Source organism: Ramlibacter albus (assembly GCF_014297445.1).
In the GTDB taxonomy this organism is placed as follows: Bacteria; Pseudomonadota; Gammaproteobacteria; order Burkholderiales; family Burkholderiaceae_C; genus Ramlibacter; species Ramlibacter albus.
On sequence record NZ_JACORU010000002.1, the window covers coordinates 174,006 to 191,358 of the forward strand.

The 17,353-nt window shown below is 68.0% G+C and carries 14 protein-coding genes and 1 tRNA gene; 9 read left to right on the forward strand and 6 right to left on the reverse strand.

What is annotated here, in order from left to right:
- Nucleotides 1-2: 2 nt before the first annotated feature.
- The 3 genes from H8R02_RS07650 to H8R02_RS07660 all read left to right on the forward strand — a co-directional run bounded on the left by H8R02_RS07650 (nucleotide 3) and on the right by H8R02_RS07660 (nucleotide 3,377).
- Nucleotides 3-2,066: a hybrid sensor histidine kinase/response regulator gene (locus H8R02_RS07650; protein ID WP_187080795.1), complete on the forward strand. Its 2,064-nt coding sequence runs from the start codon at nucleotides 3-5 to the stop codon at nucleotides 2,064-2,066.
- A 47-nt stretch (nucleotides 2,067-2,113) separates the two neighbouring features.
- Nucleotides 2,114-3,256 carry a pre-peptidase C-terminal domain-containing protein gene (locus H8R02_RS07655; RefSeq protein WP_187080796.1) on the forward strand — a complete coding sequence of 381 codons (1,143 nt, stop codon included), beginning with the start codon at nucleotides 2,114-2,116 and terminating at the stop codon, nucleotides 3,254-3,256.
- 30 nt (nucleotides 3,257-3,286) lie between these two features.
- Nucleotides 3,287-3,377: transfer RNA gene (locus tag H8R02_RS07660), tRNA-Ser, on the forward strand.
- A gap of 35 nt (nucleotides 3,378-3,412) precedes the next feature.
- On the opposite strand, the gene H8R02_RS07665 is transcribed toward H8R02_RS07660, so the two are convergent.
- Nucleotides 3,413-5,215, reverse strand: a complete 1,803-nt coding sequence (locus tag H8R02_RS07665) for an acyltransferase family protein (RefSeq protein WP_187080797.1) — start codon at nucleotides 5,213-5,215, stop codon at nucleotides 3,413-3,415.
- Nucleotides 5,216-5,420: 205 nt separating this feature from the next.
- On the opposite strand from H8R02_RS07665, the gene H8R02_RS07670 reads away from it, so the two are divergent.
- From H8R02_RS07670 to H8R02_RS07695, 6 genes are all read left to right on the forward strand, one after another.
- Complete coding sequence (locus tag H8R02_RS07670; protein WP_435531265.1) at nucleotides 5,421-6,281, forward strand: MotA/TolQ/ExbB proton channel family protein; 861 nt, start codon at nucleotides 5,421-5,423, stop codon at nucleotides 6,279-6,281.
- Between the two features lie 27 nt (nucleotides 6,282-6,308).
- Nucleotides 6,309-6,740: an ExbD/TolR family protein gene (locus H8R02_RS07675; RefSeq protein WP_187080798.1), complete on the forward strand. Its 432-nt coding sequence runs from the start codon at nucleotides 6,309-6,311 to the stop codon at nucleotides 6,738-6,740.
- A 12-nt stretch (nucleotides 6,741-6,752) separates the two neighbouring features.
- The gene (locus H8R02_RS07680) at nucleotides 6,753-7,175 is read left to right on the forward strand and encodes an ExbD/TolR family protein (protein WP_187080799.1); all 423 of its coding nucleotides are present in this window, start codon (nucleotides 6,753-6,755) and stop codon (nucleotides 7,173-7,175) included.
- On the forward strand, nucleotides 7,172-7,822 hold the full coding sequence (locus H8R02_RS07685) for an energy transducer TonB (protein ID WP_255429224.1): 651 nt from the start codon (nucleotides 7,172-7,174) through the stop codon (nucleotides 7,820-7,822). The genes H8R02_RS07680 and H8R02_RS07685 overlap by 4 nt, the downstream gene beginning before the upstream one ends.
- A 209-nt stretch (nucleotides 7,823-8,031) precedes the next feature.
- The gene (locus H8R02_RS07690; protein ID WP_187080800.1) at nucleotides 8,032-10,968 is read left to right on the forward strand and encodes a TonB-dependent receptor; all 2,937 of its coding nucleotides are present in this window, start codon (nucleotides 8,032-8,034) and stop codon (nucleotides 10,966-10,968) included.
- Between the two features lie 113 nt (nucleotides 10,969-11,081).
- Nucleotides 11,082-12,266, forward strand: a complete 1,185-nt coding sequence (locus tag H8R02_RS07695; protein ID WP_187080801.1) for a hypothetical protein — start codon at nucleotides 11,082-11,084, stop codon at nucleotides 12,264-12,266.
- On the opposite strand, the gene H8R02_RS07700 is transcribed toward H8R02_RS07695, so the two are convergent.
- From H8R02_RS07700 to oppB, 5 genes are read right to left on the reverse strand one after another with little or no spacing between them, the layout of a single operon-like run.
- Nucleotides 12,263-13,555 (reverse strand): MFS transporter, encoded by a 1,293-nt coding sequence (locus tag H8R02_RS07700; RefSeq protein ID WP_187080802.1) that lies wholly within the window; start codon nucleotides 13,553-13,555, stop codon nucleotides 12,263-12,265. The two genes, H8R02_RS07695 and H8R02_RS07700, sit on opposite strands and share 4 nt — an antisense overlap.
- A complete protein-coding gene (locus H8R02_RS07705) occupies nucleotides 13,537-14,529 on the reverse strand; it encodes an oligopeptide/dipeptide ABC transporter ATP-binding protein (protein ID WP_187080803.1) in 993 nt (330 codons plus the stop codon). Before H8R02_RS07705 ends, H8R02_RS07700 begins: the two co-directional genes overlap by 19 nt.
- Nucleotides 14,529-15,524, reverse strand: coding sequence for an oligopeptide/dipeptide ABC transporter ATP-binding protein (locus tag H8R02_RS07710; protein WP_187080804.1), 996 nt, complete (start codon nucleotides 15,522-15,524; stop codon nucleotides 14,529-14,531). Before H8R02_RS07710 ends, H8R02_RS07705 begins: the two co-directional genes overlap by 1 nt.
- The gene (locus H8R02_RS07715) at nucleotides 15,524-16,417 is read right to left on the reverse strand and encodes an ABC transporter permease (RefSeq protein ID WP_187080805.1); all 894 of its coding nucleotides are present in this window, start codon (nucleotides 16,415-16,417) and stop codon (nucleotides 15,524-15,526) included. The genes H8R02_RS07710 and H8R02_RS07715 overlap by 1 nt, the downstream gene beginning before the upstream one ends.
- Entirely contained in the window at nucleotides 16,386-17,306 is a 921-nt protein-coding gene (gene oppB, locus H8R02_RS07720) for an oligopeptide ABC transporter permease OppB (protein WP_187080806.1), read from the reverse strand. Before oppB ends, H8R02_RS07715 begins: the two co-directional genes overlap by 32 nt.
- Nucleotides 17,307-17,353 lie beyond the last annotated feature (47 nt).

Consider the following 17,353-nt stretch of genomic DNA (forward strand, 5'->3'; position numbering starts at 1 on the left):
GAATGTCGGAAAAAGACAGCGACCTGCTGGAGCAGGCCAACATCCTGATCGTCGACGACCTGCCGGAAAAGCACGTCGTCTTCCGCACGATCCTGGACGAGCTCGGGCAGAACATCGTCAGCGCGCGGTCGGGCCAGGAGGCGCTCAAGTGCATCCTGGAGATGGAGTTCGCCGTCATCCTGCTGGACGTCAACATGCCCGACATCGACGGGCTGGAGACGGCCGGGCTGATCCGGCAGTACAAGAAGTCCTCGCAGACGCCGATCGTGTTCATCACCGCGTACGTCGACGAGCTGCAGGCGCGGCGCGGCTACGCGCTCGGTGCCGTGGACTACATCCCGTCGCCCGTGGTGCCCGAGGTGCTGCGCTCGAAGGTGAGGGTGTTCGTCGAGCTGTTCCGCATGAACCGGCAGCTGCAGCGGCAGGCGGCGCAGCGCGAGCAGCTCGCGCGCTCCGAGACGGCGCGGCAGGCGGCCGAGGATGCGATCCACCGCGCGGACTACCTCTCCGAGGCGAGCCGCGTGCTGTCGAAGTCGCTCAACCTCGACGACACCATCTCCGCCGTGCTCGATCTGTGCGTGCCGATGCTCGGCGAGCGCGCGATCGTGGGCCTGGCCGACAAGGAAGGCGGCGTGCGGCGCCTGGAGATGCTGCCGCCGCCCAAAGCCGACGATACCGAGGCGTTCAGCGCCGAGCTGCGCGCGGCCGCCGACGACGCCATCCGCCATCGCCAGTTCCGCTTCTGGCAGAACGGCAAGCGCGCGGCCGCCATCGTGCCGCTCATGGCGGGCGACGAGGTGCGCGGCGCGCTCGCGCTGCTGGGCGAGGCGCAGTTCTTCGACCCGCCGCGCGTGTCGCTGATCCGCGAGCTGGCCAGCCGCGCCGCGAGCGCCATGGAAAACGCGCGCCTGTACTCCGCGGTGCAGGAGGCCGACCGGCGCAAGAACGAGTTCCTCGCGATGCTCGCGCACGAGCTGCGCAACCCGCTCGCGCCGATCCGCAACGCGGTGCACATCATGCAGAGCACCGAGCAGCTGCCGCCCAAGCTGGCATGGGCGCGCGACGTGATCGGCCGCCAGGCCGACCACATGGCGCGGCTGATCGACGACCTGCTGGACGTGTCGCGCATCGTGCAGGGCAAGGTGGCCGTCAAGCCCGAGCCGCTGCCGCTGGCCGAGCTGCTGGAGCGCGCGGTCGAGGCCAGCGCGCCGCGCGTGAACGCGCGCGAGCAGGCGTTGCAGCTGGAGCTGCCGCGCGAGAACGTGGTCGTCGACGGCGACTCGGTGCGGCTCGCGCAGGTGCTGTCGAACCTGCTCAACAACGCTTCGAAGTTCTCGCCGACGCGCACGCGCATCCACCTGGGCGCGACGTACCATGACGGCGGCGTGCAGATCTCGGTGAAGGACGAGGGCGCCGGCATCGACGGCGAGTTCCTGCCGCACATCTTCGAGCTGTTCGCGCAGGCGGACCAGTCGCTCGACCGCTCGCAGGGCGGGCTGGGCATCGGCCTCACGCTCGTCAAGCACCTCGTGGAGCTGCACGGCGGGCGCGTGTCCGCGCACAGCGAAGGGCTGGGCAAGGGCACCGAAGTGCTCGTGTGGCTGCCCGCACGGCTGGGCGAGGCACCCGTGCAGGAGCAGCCACCCGCAGCCGTGGGACGCGGGCGCGCGGAGGGCATGCCGTCGCGCATCCTCGTCGTGGACGACCTCGTGGCCTCGGCCGAGACGCTGATGGCGCTGCTGGAAATGGAAGGCTTCGAGGTGAAGGTAGCCAACGAAGGCATGACTGCGCTGAAGATCGCGCGCGAGTTCCGGCCCGAGGTGGTGCTGCTGGACATCGGCCTGCCGGGCATGAACGGCTTCGAGGTGGCCAACCGGCTGCGCGCGCAACCCGAGAGCCGCGACGCGCTGCTGATCGCGCTGACGGGCTATGGCGAGGCCGAGAGCCGCAACCGCTCCGCGGCCGCCGGCTTCGACTTCCACATGGTCAAGCCGGCCGACGTGAACCTGCTGCTGGCAATGATCGCAAACCCCAGCGAGGCCCGCCGGGCGAGTGCTGCTGCCTGAAGATACACTGCTTACGGTTTCGTACTAACCAGTGAGGCAGTGAGAACATGGCAGACGACTATTCCTTCGACACCAGCACCACCGGCTCGATCGTCGCGAACACGCGCATCGGCGGCGGCACGATCGAGGTTCCCGGCGACAAGGACATGTTCAGCGTGTCGCTCACGGCCGGCACGACCTACACGTTCAACCTGGTGCGCTTCGGCGTCAGCTGGCTGAACGACCCTTACCTGCAGCTGTACAACCCGCAGCTCACGCTGGTGGCGCAGGACGACGACAGCGGCAACAACCTGCAGGCGCGCATCGTCTACACGCCCACCACGAGCGGCACGTACTACCTCGGCGTGATGGACGCTGCCTCCGGCACGGGGCAATACCAGATCGGCGCGACGTCCTCGACGAGCATCACGGGCTCCGTCTCGCTCGGTGCGCTGCGCACGCAGGTGTCGGAGGGGGACTCGGTCACCTTCATCGTCTCGGCCCCCATCTCGCTGGCCGGCAACACATATGGGTACGTGCTGCAGGGCGTGAGCGCCACGGACATCACGTCGACCACCATGAACGGGCAGTTCACCATCGGCAGCGACGGCCGCGCGCGGATCACCACCACTCTGGTCAACGACAACCTCACCGAAGGCACCGAGACGCTCACCATCGGCACCGACATCGGCCAGAACCTGTCCGTGACCGTGCTCGACACGTCGCGCCCGATGGTCAACGTGTCCGCCACCGCGCGCAACGTGCTGGGCGTGTACAGCGCCTTCTACGGCAACGCGCCGACATCGGCGACGTATGCGACCGAGCTGGGCGTCTACAACTCCGGCGGCTCGTCCAACTACGCGGCCGACGTGGCGGCGCGTTTCGCGACCACGCCCAACCAGTCGCTGGCCGGCACGGTGCTGGCGAACCTCGGCGTCACCGCGGCCACCACCGGCGGCTACACGCCCTCGGACAGCTTCACGCTGGTGCGCGACGCGCTCACCGTGTATTTCACGGCTTTCCCGAGCGCGAAGGGGCAGGTCGTGCTGAACCTGGTGAACCTGCTCGCGAACCTGGAGCGCGATACGGTGTGGGGGCAGGCCGCGATCAACTTCAACAACACGCTGGCCGCCCGCTACTCGGCCTTGCCTGTGCTGGCGGACACCCCGGCCGAGCTGGTGGGCGTGGCGCACGCGGGCTTCGACGCGTAGGGCGCTGCTACAATGGCGGGCTTGCTTCCCGGAGAGGTGGATGAGCGGTTTAAGTCGCACGCCTGGAAAGCGTGTGAGGGTTAATAGCCCTCCGCGGGTTCGAATCCCGCCCTCTCCGCCAGCACCCAAGTGACGGCCCGCCTCCGGCGGGCCCTTTCATTTGTCGGCCGCCCCCTTCAACCCGCGCAGCAGCGGGTGCTCGAAGATCACCTTCCCCACGAATGCCGCGCCGGGGCGCGTCAGGTGGCTGCCGTCCTGCGAGATGAACTTTCCGTCCGGCGTGAAGACGGGAACGCGCCCATTACCGTCCTGCAGCATGCCGAGCACGTCCACGAAAACATCGGGCGGCAATTCCCTCGCCACCTGCTCGTTGTATAGCCGCACGTCCTGCAGGACCCGTGCGCGGTACCCTTTGCGTTCGTGCGGCGGCAGCCGCATGACGCCGTTCATGTTCCAGCCGAAGTTCTTCGTTCCCACGACGACGACGTGCCCTGCGCCCACGCTGCGGACCACCCGCAGGTCCTGCGCCAGGCACGTGCTCGCGCGCGACGCGAAGATGAGGTAGTCCGCACGCGCCACAAGTGCGCGCAGACGCGGCGGGATGTCCGCCGCCGAGTCGAGGCACTCCGGCAACTCGTTGGAATACACGAGGTCGCTGCCCGCGAAGTAGCCGTTCTCCACGCCCGCGTTGATGAAGTCGCGAGCGAAACTATGCCCGCTGACGAGCACCTTCTGCGCGCCGGTGTCCGCGAATCGGTCCGCCTGGAAGGCGTAGGCCCGCTCGTTGTAGGCTGCGTTCAGCCGCCGTCCCCCTTCGGGCACCGCGAGTTCGTTCCAACGCTCGGGAAAGCCCGAACGCACATGGATCCAGTAGCCGATGCCCGCCGTCACCAGGCTCGCGGCGAACGCGAGCCCGAACAACGCCGTGCGCCCGATGCGTCCGCGGCGCACCGGAAGCTCCACGAATTTCCAGGTTGCGATCGCAAGCACCGAGGCGAGGGCGATCATCGCCGCGTAGACGGCGGCTGGAGGCTCCTCGACGCTGTACAGCCGCGCGAAGGCGAACAGCGGCTGGTGCCACAGGTACAGGCTGTAGCTCACCAGGCCCACGCCCACAAGCGGCCGCCATGCCAGCGCGCGGCCGACGCCCTTTGCGGGGTCTGCGAACGCGATGATCATCAAGGTGCCCGCCACCGGCGCCAGTGCGGGTACGCCCGGCACGGCAGAGGTCCTGTCCAGCGTGATGAATGCGCCAACCAGCAGCAGGAGGCCAACGGCTGCGCCGGCCTCGCGGACACGGCCCGGCAGGGCAGGCGCAGGCCGGCCCTGAAGAACGCAGGCCAGTGCCGCGCCCGAAAGGAGTTCCCAGCCGCGAGCGAGCAGGCCGAAGTACGCCGCAACGGGGTTCGCGGCCACCTGCCACTGGGCCCACCCGAGACTTGCCGCCGCGAGGGCGGCGAGTGCAGCGGGCAGGTAACGGGTTCCCGGCCTGGCCAGGACCATCAGCAGGAGGGGAAACACCAGGTAGAACTGTTCCTCGAGGCCCAGGCTCCACGTATGCAGCAAGGGCTTGAACTCCGCCGCCAGCGCGAAGTAACCGGAGGTGAGCGTGAGCAGCACGTTGTTGGCGAACAGGCTGGTCGCCACCAGGCTCTGGCCATAGTTCTCGAGGTCGTCTGGCAGCATCAGCGCCGGCGCCAGGGGCAGCGTGGCGGCGAGGACGAGGAAGAGCGCCGGGAAGATCCTGCGCACCCGCCGCTCGTAGAAACCCGGGAGGCTGAAGCGGCCCTGAGCGCGCTCGCGCAGGATGATGCCCGTGATCAGGTAGCCGCTGATGACGAAGAACACGTCGACGCCGGCATAACCGCCGGGAAACAGCGGGAACGCGGCATGGAAGAAGATCACGGGGACGACGGCGACCGCGCGCAGGCCATCGATATCCGGGCGGTAGGTCAGCATTGGAACCGCGTTTAGCAAACACCCGCCGGGCCGCCACTAGGGCATGCCCTGACATGGAAAACGATAGTCGGCCGGTCCCGGGCCGTACCCGGCGTCCCCCGTCCCCTATACTTCCGCCCGCTTGACCTCGCGCGCAGCGTCACGAACCCGCGGACGCTCGCGGTGCGTTGCGTCGCACTCCCTTCTTCACCCAGAGGATTGCATTTTGTTGAAACTTGACCTGCGGGCCTTCACGGCCGCCGCTTCCCTGTTTGCGGCTCTCTCCTTCCCCACCCCCGTTCTCTCCCAGGCACCCGCAGCGTCCGCAGCAGCGCCCGCCGCCACCGGCTCCGCACCCGCCGCAGTAGCCCCCGCGGCTGCCGCGCCCGCGGCCAAGCCGGCCGCCGCCAACGGCGAGAAGCCCCTGGACAACCCCTACGGCATCGAAGCCCTGTGGAAGGGCTCCGACATCGTCGCGCGCACCGTGCTCGTCATCCTGGGCATCATGTCCGCGGGCAGCTGGTACATCCTCGTGACCAAGCTGCTCGAGCAGAACAAGATGCAGCGCCACGCCCGCACCGTGGACAACAAGTTCTGGCAGGCCACCACCGTCACCGAAGGCGCCGGCTCGCTCGAGAAGAACAGCGCCTACCGCTTCATCGCCGAGTCCGGCGCCGCCGCCACGCGCGACCACGGCGGCCTGAAGGCGCACATCCCGATGAACGACTGGATCCCGATGAGCGTCACCGCCGCCGTGGACCGCGTGCACGCCTCCATGCAGAAGGGCCTCGCGTTCCTCGCCACCGTGGGCTCCACCTCGCCCTTCGTCGGCCTCTTCGGCACGGTGTGGGGCATCTATCACGCACTGACGGCCATCGGCATCTCCGGCCAGGCATCCATCGACAAGGTGGCCGGCCCCGTGGGCGAGGCGCTGATCATGACGGCCATCGGCCTGGCAGTGGCCATCCCCGCGGTGCTCGCCTACAACTGGCTCGCGCGCCGCAACAAGGCCGTGATGGACGAAGTGCGCGAGTTCAGCGACGAACTCAACGCCGTGATCCTGGGCTCCAACGGCAAAGCGGCTTAAGCGCAAGCCGCCCGAGGGAGATTCCCCATGGCCATGGCCGTCGGCCCCCAGGATGAAGGCGACGACGCCGTCATCTCCGCCATCAACACCACGCCCCTCGTGGACGTGATGCTGGTGCTGCTGATCATCTTCCTGATCACGATTCCCGTCGTCACGACGTCGATCCCGGTGGCGCTGCCCAAGGAACGCGTCGAGGTGCGGGAGACCAAGCCCGAGAACGTCATCATCTCGGTGGACCCGCAGGGCAACGTCTTCTGGTACGACCAGAAGATGGCCACCCCGCGCGACCTCATCGACCGCCTCAAGAAGGTGTCCACCATGAAGCCGCAGCCGGAAGTGCAGATCCGCGGCGACTTCAGCGCCAAGTACAACGGCGTGGGCAAGGTGCTCTATGCCTGCCAGGTGGCGGGCATCACCAAGGTCGCGTTCATCACCGAGCCGCCGCCCCTGGGCGGCTGAAGGATTCCTGCCATGGCTTTGAGAAAACGACGCTTCGGGCAGGGCGACGACGAGGTGATGATGGACATCAACACCACGCCGCTGATCGACGTGATGCTGGTGCTGCTGGTGATGCTGATCATCACCATCCCCATCCAGCTGCACGCCGTGAACCTGGAAATGCCGGTGGGCACGCCGCCGACCAACCAGGAGCCCGAGAAGATCCAGATCGACATCGACGAGAAGAGCACCGTCTACTGGCAGGGCCTGCCGGTCGACGCGGCCACCCTCGAGACCAACATGGACGCCATCGCGCAGCGCAACCCGCAGCCCGTCGTCGCCGTGCGGCCGAACAAGGAGGCGTCCTACGCCGTGTTCGCCAACGTGCTGGCCACGAGCAAGCGCAAGGGCCTGTCCAAGATGACCGTCCTCGGTGCGGAGCAGTTCGTCCAATGACCGCCACCTCCATGCACCGCAAGAAGTACCCGGGCACGGACCCGGGTCGCAAGACGACCGGCATCATCGTCGTCATCGCGTTCCACCTGATCGTGCTGTGGGCGCTGATCACCGGCACGGCCCGCAAGGGGCTCGAGTTGATCAAGAAGCCGATGGAAGCGGCCGTGATCCAGGAAGTGATCATCCCGCCGCCGCCTCCGCCGCCGCCCCCGCCGCCCAAGGAGATCGTGAAGGCGCCGCCGAAGGTGGAGGCACCGCCGCCGCCTTTCGTGCCGCCGCCCGAAGTGGCGCCGCCACCCAGCAACGCGCCGGCGATCCAGTCCGTGCAGACGCCGCCCACGGCGCCCGCCGTGATCGCGCCGCCTGTGGCACCTGCGCCGCCCGCACCTCCGGCACCGCCCGCACGCATCAACGCCGCGGCCGCCTGCCAGATCGTCGCGCCGCAGATGCCGCGCCAGGCGATCCGCGAAGGCACCACCGGCACGGTCGTCGCATCCGCCGTCATTCGCGGCGGCAAGGTCACGGACATCCAGCTGTCCGGGCCGCGCGTTTTCCATTCCGCAATACGCGATGCCATGTCGCAATACACCTGCAACGCCACCGAGGGACAGGCCGTCACGCAGGAGTTCGTATTCAAGCTCGAATAAGAGGCAAAACAGGGAGCGGTACGCTGACGTTTTCTGGCAACAAACCGCGGTAAAGCGGGCAACTGCCAAGTGACCGTCGCGAACTTGTATGTAAGAGTGACCGGCTGGTACGGCGACATGCGCAGAACATGCGTTCGTCGCCACCACCATGCGTGATGAGGGGCCACCGCTCTGAGTCTTTCGGGTAATTGGTTTTGGAGAAGAGATTCATGAAAGAAATGAGGAAATTCCGGCAGACCGACGTGTCTCGCGCCGTCCTCGTGGCGCTGTGCGGCACGGCGTCGCTGTTCGCGGCACCGCAGGTGTTCGCGCAGCAGCAAGGGCAGTCGCTGCAACGCGTCGAGGTCACGGGCACGAACATCCGCCGCACCGACACGGAGACGCCGTCGCCCGTGCAGGTGATCACCCGCGAGGAGATCGAGAACTCGGGCAAGGCGAACGTCGCCGAATACCTGCAGACCCTCACGGCCGACGCGCAAGGCTCCGTGCCGTTCACGTACGGCCGCGGCTTCTCCGGCGCCACGTCCGCCGGCATCTCGCTGCGCGGCCTGGGTGCCAACGCCACCCTGGTGCTGATCAACGGCCGCCGTGCCGCCGCCGCGGTGCTGGCCGACGACGCGCAGCGCACGTACGTCGACCTGAACACCATCCCCCTCGACGCGGTCGAGCGCGTCGAAGTGCTGAAGGACGGTGCGTCCGCCATCTACGGCTCCGACGCCGTGGCCGGCGTGGTGAACATCATCCTGCGCAAGAACTTCCAGGGCACGCAGATCAAGGCGCAGTACGGCGCCTCGCAGAAGGGCGACGGCGACGAGCCGAAGATCAGCCTGATGCACGGCCGCGGCGACATGGACAAGGACGGCTGGAACTGGCTGGTCAACCTGGACGCCAGCAAGAAGGACGCCATCTACTACCGTGACCGCGTGGGCCGCGGCATGGTGGGCGTGTCCGCCATCGGCAACCCCAAGTACACCGACGGGTTCGACCCCAACGGCTCCAGCAACAACCTGGCCCGCATCGGCGGCAACGGCTGGATCGCGAACACCGCGTCCGGCGCGCGCGTGAACAACTCGGTCACGCAGTCGATCATCGGCTCCGTGCGCAACCCCACGACGCTGGATTACTACAGCCGTGGCGAGGCGCCGACGGCCGCCAACGGCTTCACGCGTGCCCAGCCCGGCGCGCAGGCCTTCTGCAACCAGATGGCCAACCTGCCGCAGAACAACCCGATGGGCGGCTGCGTCACGGACATCTGGCAGCAAGTGGGCCAGGTCCAGCCGGACTTCAAGAACTACAACCTGTTCACGCGCTTCGCCAAGCAGATCAACGCCGAGACGGAACTGGCCGTCGAGTTGAGCTACTACCACGCCGAGTCGCGCATCCAGAACACCGGCACCACGCCCAGCAGCGCCGTGAACACGCCTTCCGGCGTGCCCATCTCGCAGGCCGCCACGCTGATCGGCGCGGCGCACCCGGACAACCCGTACTTCGGCACGGCCGCGCGCATCTCCTACAACCCGTCGCTGGAGCCCGGCTTCGGCCCGCTGGTGACGTCGTCGGAGAGCAGCACGTTCCGCGCGCTGGCCTCGCTGAAGGGCCGCGTCTGGAACTGGGACTACGACACGGGCCTGTTCTACTCGGAGGCCAAGCAGACCGACACCGCCGAGAAGCGGATCAACGTCGCCGTCAAGAACGCGCTGCTGAACCCGACCACGGCCAACGTGGACGCCGCGCGCGCCGCCAGCGCCGCCTACGCCGCGCTGCCCGCGGGCACGGTGTGGCGCATCGGCGAGAACGCCGGCCTGAACTCCCCGGCGCTGTACCAGGCGCTGCTGCAGGACCAGACGCGTGACGGCGTCTCGCGCATGTACGGCATCGACGGCAAGCTCACGCGCGAGTTCGGCATGCTCGGCGGCGGCCCGATCGGCGTCGCGGTCGGCGCGGAATACCGCCACGAGATGTCCAACCTGCCGTTCTACACGGGCCTGGGCAACTACATCGGCCTGTCCCTCACCAAGTACGGCGGCGAGCGCGACATCTGGGCGGTGTACACGGAAGGCAACTTCCCGGTCACCAAGCGCATCGAGCTGAACGCCGCCCTGCGTTACGACCACTACTCCGACGCCGGCAGCTCCGTCACGCCGAAGGTCGGCGGCAAGGTCAAGGCGCTGGACAACCTGGCGCTGCGTGCCACGTACGCCAAGGGCTTCCGCGCCCCGTCCTTCACCGAGAACGGCATCCAGTCGATCGCCGCGTTCGGTGGCGCCACCGTCAACGACAACGCGCGTTGCGCGGGCACCGGCGTGCCGTCGTCCAACTGCCTTGGCGTGGCCCCCACGTTCGTGCAGCAGGGCAACCCCAGCCTCGAGGCCGAGAAGTCCACGAACTGGACGGTCGGCGGCGTGTGGGACATCACCCCGAAGTCGAGCGTCACGCTGGACTGGTGGGAGATCAAGCGCACGGGCCTGCCCGTCATCGAAGACCCGCAGCAGGCCATCAACAACGGCCAGCTGACGCGTGACCCCTCGACCAAGGTGACGGCGGCCGACCCCGGCGGCATCCTGGTGGGCTTCGTGCGCTTCCAGAACACGTCGCAGTCCCTCACGCGCGGCATCGACCTCGACGCCAAGCACCGCTGGGACCTCGGCCAGGGCTGGGGCCGCCTGAACTTCGGCCTGACCTGGACGCACCTGCTCAAGCAGCGCGTGACCGACGCCAACGGCACCGTGCACGAGTACGCCGGCACGCACGGCGACTGCCACATCACCAACTGCATCGGCTCGCCCCGCGACCGCATCCAGTTCACGACCGCCTGGGACATGGGCCGCTGGCGCCTGGCCGGTGTCGTGAACTACCGCGGCAGCTTCAACGGCATCGACGAGGAAGGCCAGCCCTGCTGGTCCGCCGCGATCGCCGGTGGCCGCTCGATCCCGGCCGGTTGCAAGGTGGCTTCGTTCTGGACGCTGGACATCTCCGGCAACTACAAGATCAACGACCGCTTCGAGGTCTACGGTTCCATCCAGAACCTGACCGACAAGAAGCCGCCGTACGATCCGGAGACCTACGGCGCCATCGGCTACAACCCGCTCGACTACTCGGGCGCGATCGGCCGCTTCTTCCGCATCGGCGTGAAGGCCAAGTTCTGATCCGCAAGGTTCGGCAACTTCGAAAAGGGCTGCTTCGGCAGCCCTTTTTCCTTGGGGCAAGACGAAGGTCGCGTTGACGCTGCGGGGGTGCCGTGCCCAGTATGGACAGCACCATGACCATCGGGCTGCTCAACTGGGCCGACGCGGAGAACGACCCGTTCACCGCGTTCAACGCGGCGCTGAAGCTCGAGTTCGAAGCGTGCGGGCGCGACGTCGTGGTGATCCCGCTGGGGGCCACGTTCCGCACCGCGCTGGAAACGGCCATGGCCCGGGGCCTGGACTACGTTCTCGCATGGCAGGGTGTCGGCTCCGCGTTTGCACGCAAAACCGGCGGTCCCTGCATCTGGGACGAGCTGGAACTGCCCCTGTTCTGCATCCACGGCGACCACCCCTGCCACATGCCGCCCAACCATGCCGCGCAGTCCACGCACGTGCGTCACTGGTACGGAGCCGCGTCGTTCGCGCGCTATGCGAACCGGCATTTCCCGCGCACCCACCGCGCGGAAACGATCGACCCCGTCGTCGTGTACCGCAAGGCGAGGTTCCTGCCGCCGGAGGGCGACTGGTTCGTGTTCCCGAAGAACCTCGACGACGTCGAGCTCACGCTGCAGCAGTGGCGCGAGCGCTTTCCCAGGCCGCTGTACACGCTGCTGGCGGACTGCGTGGAAGCGATCCGCGCGGCGCTTCGCACCGGCCGGCCCACCGACCATCACGAGGTCATCGACCACGTGCTCGCCGAGCGCGACATCGGTGCGCTGGTCGCGCGCATCCCGGGCGTCGACGCCACGTCCATGGCGCACAGCCTCCACGACGAGCTGGACAAGACCTACCGCAACGTCCTTTCGGAACACGTGCTCGACGAGCTCGCCGACGTCCCGCTGCGGGTGTACGGCCGCGGCTGGGAGCGGCACGCGGCGCGCGGCAACCCGCGGCACCAGTTCCACCCCGCGGGCAAGGCCGCGGACAACGAGCACCTCTACTACTCGGGCTGGGGCATCGTCGACGTCGCGCCCGCGTTCGACTCGGTGCACGACCGCACGCTGCGCGCCATCGCCTGCCGCACGTCGTTCCTCGCGGCGTGCTCATGGCCCTGGCCGGCGGGCGTGCGCAGGCTCTCGGAAGGCCTGCTCTTCAACGGCGCCCTTGGCAACCTGCGGCAGCTCGCCGAGGAAGTCATCGCCGACCCGCAGCGCCACCACGCGCGCTGCGTGGCGTTCGGGCGCAGCCACCAGGAGTGGCGGTCGCACGGGGACTGGCTGCGCACCTTCGACGAGGCGCTGGCCACGGTCGAAGCCTAGGCCGCCTGCAGTTCGTGCGGTTTGGCGGGCAGCTCGCGCAGGTGGCGCAGCGAGCTGAGCGCATAGGCGGCGACCGCGAGCGAGAGCGAACCGACTCCGCCCGCCGCGAGCGCCCAACGCAAGCCGAAGTGCTCGCCGAGCCATCCACCGATTAGGGCGCCGGGCGCGGCCGGGATCAGGATCAGCCACCGCATCGTGCTGGTCATTCGCCCGAGCAGGTGCTGCGGGGTGACGGCCTGGCGCAGCGCGAGGAAGTTGATGAAGATGAGCACGGCGCCCATGCCGAAACAAAGCAGCATGGTCACGAAGGCCATCGTGCCCCAGAACTTCGACTGGATCGCGGCGAGCTGCAGCCAGCCGATGCCGCAGATGGCAAAGCCGAGGAGCAAGGTGTTGCCGACGCCGATGCGCCTCGCGACTTTCGGGCCAAAGGCGCCGGCCGCAACGGTACCCACACCCAGCCCGATGTAGCAGAGGCCGACTTCCTTCTCGTTGAGGCCGAGCTCGCGCGTCGCATACAGGATCTGCACGACCATCGCGCCGTGATGGCACAGCTGCCACGTGCCCACGAGCGCGGCCATCACCCACAGCAGGCGCACGCCGGCGACGAAGCGCACGCCTTCCTTCAGCGATGGCCAGAAGGGCGCGCGCACGATCGCATGCGGCGGCTCCTCGATCTTCAGGCCGCGCAGGATCCACACGCTGGCGCCGAGCAGGAAGGCATCGGCCAGCAGTGCGAGCGGCGCGCCGACGAGGCGGATCAATGCGCCCGCGGCACCGGGGCCAGTCACGTCGGCGATCGCACCTGCGAGCGCGTTCTTCGCGTGCGCATCGACGAGCCGCGCTCTCGGCACCACCTGCGTCAGCACGATCTGCGCCGCGGTGCCCGCCGTCACGAACACGCAGCCGATGACGAACGCCACGAAGTACAGGTACGGCATGTTCAGCGCACCCAGCCACCACACGAGCGGCACCGTCGCGAGGATGCACGCCACCAATGCCTCACCCGCGATGTACACCGGCAGCTTCTTCACGCGGTCGAGCCACACACCCGAGGGCAGCGAGAACAGCACGAAGGGCGCGATCTCCATCGCGGTGAGCAGGCCCATCTGCGTGGGCGTGGCCTGCAGCATCACGGCGGCCGTGAGCGGCAGCGCCAGCATGGTGATCTGCGCGCCGAACGAGCTGATCAGGATCGACAGCCACAGGCGCCGATAGGTACGGTCGCGCAGCAGGTCGTCCTGCGGCAGCGAGAAGACGTTCGCCAGTTTTACGTGTAGAGCAGGCAAGCCGCCTCGCTCCTTTCGTCCACGCGCACGAGCGGCGGCACCTCCACCGGGCAGCGGTCGAACGCCTTGGGGCAGCGCGAACGGAACACGCAGCCCGAAGGCGGGTTGATCGGGGAGGGGATCTCGCCCTGCAGCAGCTGGATGACCTTGGCGCGTTCGAGCTTCGGGTCGGGGATCGGCACCGCCGACTGCAGCGCCTGCGTGTACGGGTGCTTGGGCGCGGCGTAGAGCGCTTCCTTCTCGGACAGCTCCATCACGCGGCCCAGGTACATCACCAGCACGCGCTGGCTGACATGGCGGACCACGGCGAGGTCGTGCGCGATGAAGACGAGCGACAGGCCCATCTCGCGCTGCAGTTCCTTCAGCAGGTTGATGATCTGCGCCTGGATCGACACGTCGAGCGCGGACACGGGCTCGTCGCAGATGATCAGTTTCGGCCGCAGCACGAGCGCGCGCGCGATGCCGATGCGCTGGCACTGGCCGCCGGAGAACTCGTGCGGGTAGCGGTAGAGGTGCTCGTCGTTCATGCCGACGCGCTTGAGCACGGCCTTCACGCGCGCGAGGACCTCGTCGTTCGGCAGGCCGGGCTCGTGCGTGCGCAGCGGCTCCGCGACGACCTGCAGGATGTTCATGCGCGGGTCGAGCGAGGCCAGCGGGTCCTGGAAGACCATCTGCACGTCGCGGCGCATCTTCTGCCAGGCGGCGGCGGAGGCGCCGCGCATCTCGTTGCCGTTGAACTTGATGGAGCCCGACTGCGCCGGCACGAGGTTGAGCAGCGCACGCGCGAGCGTGGACTTGCCGCAGCCGGACTCGCCGACGATGCCCAGCGTCTCGCCGGGCATGAGGTCGAAGCTCACGCCGGCGACGGCCTGCAGCAGTTTGCCGGGGGACCAGGGCGCCTTGCTTTCGCCGCGGACCTTGAAGCCCACGCGCAGGTCGTTGACCGAGAGGAGAGGTTGGCGATCGGCCTGCATCAACGTACTCCAGCCATGTGGACCGCGATGTCGTCGGCCGTCTTGTGGCACGCACGCAGCACGCCCGGGTCGTTGGCCGCCACGAGCGGCGGCCGGTCGGTCCTGCACTGCTCCATCGCAAACGTGCAGCGCTCGCTGAACGGGCAGCCCTGCGGCATGCGCAGCATGTTCGGCGGCGTGCCCGGGATGGCGGTGAGCGTTTCGCCCGTGTGGTCCAGCCGCGGCACGGCGCCGAGCAGGCCGATGGTGTAGGGATGGGTCGGCTTGTAGAAGATCTTCTCGGCGCTGCCTTGCTCCATCACACGGCCGCCGTAGAGGACCATCACGTCGTCGCAAAGTCCCGCCACCACGCCGAGGTCGTGCGTGATGAGGATGATGGCGGTGCCGAACTCCTTCTGCAGGTCGCGCAGCAGCGCCATCGTCTGCGCCTGCACCGTCACGTCGAGCGCGGTGGTCGGCTCGTCGGCGATCAGGAGGTCCGGCTGGCACAGCAGGGCCATCGCGATCATGATGCGCTGGCGCATGCCGCCGGAGAACTCGTGCGGGTACATGCGGATGCGGCGCGCGGCGTCGGGGATGCGCACCTGCTCCAGCGTGTTGATGGCGAGCGAAAGCGCGCTCTTGCGCGAGAGGCCCTTGTGGAACTCCAGCACCTCGGTCATCTGCCGCTCCACCGTGAGATACGGGTTGAGCGACGTCATCGGGTCCTGGAAGATCATGGCGATGCGGTCGCCGCGGATCTCGTTCAGGCGCTTCGGCTTCATCGCCAGCAGGTCTTCGCCGCGGTACGTGGCGCTGCCGGTGGCGCGCCCGTTGGCGGCGAGCAGGCCCATCAGCGCGAGCATGCTCTGGCTCTTGCCGGAGCCGCTTTCGCCGACGATGCCCAGCGTCTGGCCGGGGCGGACGCTGAAGCTCAGGCCGTTGACGGCGTTGACTTCGCCGTCGGGTGTGTTGAAGCGCACGCCGAGGTCGCGCACGTCGAGAAGGGCGCTCATCAGCGTTCCTTGGGGTCCAGCGCGTCCCGCAGGCCGTCGCCGATGAAGTTGAAGCAGTACAGCGTCACCGACAGCAGCACGCCCGGGAAGAGCAGCAGCCATGGCGCCACTTCCATCACCTTGGTGCCGTCGTGGATCAGCACGCCCCAGCTGGTCATGGGCTCCTGGATGCCGAGGCCGAGGAACGAGAGCACGGACTCGGTGAGGATCACGCCGGGGATGGTCACGGTGGTGTAGATCGCAACGATGCCCAGCAGGTTGGGCACGATATGCGTGGAGATGATCCTGCGCGTTGGCACGCCGATGGCGCGCGCCGCCTCGACGAATTCGCGCGAACGCAGGGACAGTGTCTGGCCGCGGACCACGCGCGCGGTGTCCATCCACGAGAACGCCGTGATGGCAAGCACCACGAGGTAGAACTCGCGCCCGAGCAGCGTGACCAGCAGGATCGCGATCAGCAGGTAGGGGATGGCGTACATCATGTCGACGAAGCGCATCATGAAGCTGTCGACGCGGCCGCCGATGAAGCCGGCGGTGGCGCCCCACACGATGCCGAGCGCGACCGAAGCCAGCGTCGCGAGCAGGCCCACCATCAGCGAGATGCGCCCGCCGATCAGGCAGCGCACCAGCAGGTCGCGGCCCGATTCGTCGGTGCCCCACCAGTGCGCGTTCTTCAGCGTCGGGGGAAGCGTCATCGCGTCCCAGTCGGCGGTGTCGAAGCCGTGCGGCAGCACCCAGGGGCCGATGATGCAGGCCAGCGCAATGATGGCGAGGATGATCACGGAAGCCACGGCCGCGCGGTTGCGAATGAAGCGCCGCTTCGCGTCGCTCCACGGGCTGCGGCCAGGAACCGCCGGCAGCTCAATAGCGGATTTTGGGATCGAGAGCTGCATATGCCAAATCCACCAGCAGGTTCAAAGCCACCGCGATCACGGTGATCAGGACGACGAGTCCAAGGACGAGCGTGTAGTCGCGGTTGCCGGCACCGTTCACAATCAATTTGCCGATGCCCGGCAGCGAAAACACCGTCTCGGTCACGAGCGCCGCCGTGATCGAGGAAATCGCAAGAGGCCCCAGCACCGACACCACCGGCAGCAGCGCCGGCTTGATCGCATGCCGCATCACCACCACACGCGTCGGCAGGCCCTTCGCGCGGGCCGTGCGGATGAAGTTGCTGTGCATCACCTCGATCAGGCTGCCGCGCATCACGCGCCCGATGGTCGCGATGTTGATGAACGTGAGCAGCGCCACGGGCAGCACCATGTACGCGGGCGCGAATTCTTCCCAGCCGCCCGCCGGCAGCCACTTCAGCCAGACAGCGAACACGAGGATCAGCACCGGCCCGATCACGAACGACGGCACCACGCTGCCCAGGTTGGAGACGAGCATCAGCCCGTAGTCCGCCACGCTGTTCTGCCGCAGCGCCGCGAAGATGCCCAGCGCCACTCCCAGCACGATCGAGATCAGGAGCGACGTGCCGCCGATCGCGAGCGACACGGGCAGCGCCTTCGCCACGAGCTCATTGACCGACCAATCCGCGTACCGGAACGACGCACCCAGGTCGCCGTGCAGCAGGCCGTTCAGGTAAATGAGGTACTGCTTCCAAAGCGGCTGGTCCAGCCCGTACTTGGCGTTCAGGTTGGCCAGCACGGCCTCGGAGACGACGCGTTCGCTGTCGAACGGCCCGCCCGGCGCGAGGTGCAGCAGCATGTAGGCCGCCGTGATGACAGCCAGCAGGGTGGGCACCGTGATGAGTACCCGGCGTAAGGTATACGACCACATTTCGTGGAGAGTCCCCATGCAAACAGCCCCGCGGGGTAACGCGGGGC

Bases quoted from the DNA above. Each gene is read 5' to 3' on its own strand.
- H8R02_RS07650 (WP_187080795.1), top strand. From the start codon at position 3: ATGTCGGAAAAAGACAGCGACCTGCTGGAGCAGGCCAACATCCTGATC.
- H8R02_RS07655 (WP_187080796.1), top strand. From the start codon at position 2,114: ATGGCAGACGACTATTCCTTCGACACCAGCACCACCGGCTCGATCGTC.
- H8R02_RS07665 (WP_187080797.1), bottom strand. From the start codon at position 5,215: ATGCTGACCTACCGCCCGGATATCGATGGCCTGCGCGCGGTCGCCGTC.
- H8R02_RS07675 (WP_187080798.1), top strand. From the start codon at position 6,309: ATGGCCATGGCCGTCGGCCCCCAGGATGAAGGCGACGACGCCGTCATC.
- H8R02_RS07680 (WP_187080799.1), top strand. From the start codon at position 6,753: ATGGCTTTGAGAAAACGACGCTTCGGGCAGGGCGACGACGAGGTGATG.
- H8R02_RS07685 (WP_255429224.1), top strand. From the start codon at position 7,172: ATGACCGCCACCTCCATGCACCGCAAGAAGTACCCGGGCACGGACCCG.
- H8R02_RS07690 (WP_187080800.1), top strand. From the start codon at position 8,032: ATGAAAGAAATGAGGAAATTCCGGCAGACCGACGTGTCTCGCGCCGTC.
- H8R02_RS07695 (WP_187080801.1), top strand. From the start codon at position 11,082: ATGACCATCGGGCTGCTCAACTGGGCCGACGCGGAGAACGACCCGTTC.
- H8R02_RS07705 (WP_187080803.1), bottom strand. From the start codon at position 14,529: ATGCAGGCCGATCGCCAACCTCTCCTCTCGGTCAACGACCTGCGCGTG.
- H8R02_RS07710 (WP_187080804.1), bottom strand. From the start codon at position 15,524: ATGAGCGCCCTTCTCGACGTGCGCGACCTCGGCGTGCGCTTCAACACA.
- H8R02_RS07715 (WP_187080805.1), bottom strand. From the start codon at position 16,417: ATGCAGCTCTCGATCCCAAAATCCGCTATTGAGCTGCCGGCGGTTCCT.
- oppB (WP_187080806.1), bottom strand. From the start codon at position 17,306: ATGTGGTCGTATACCTTACGCCGGGTACTCATCACGGTGCCCACCCTG.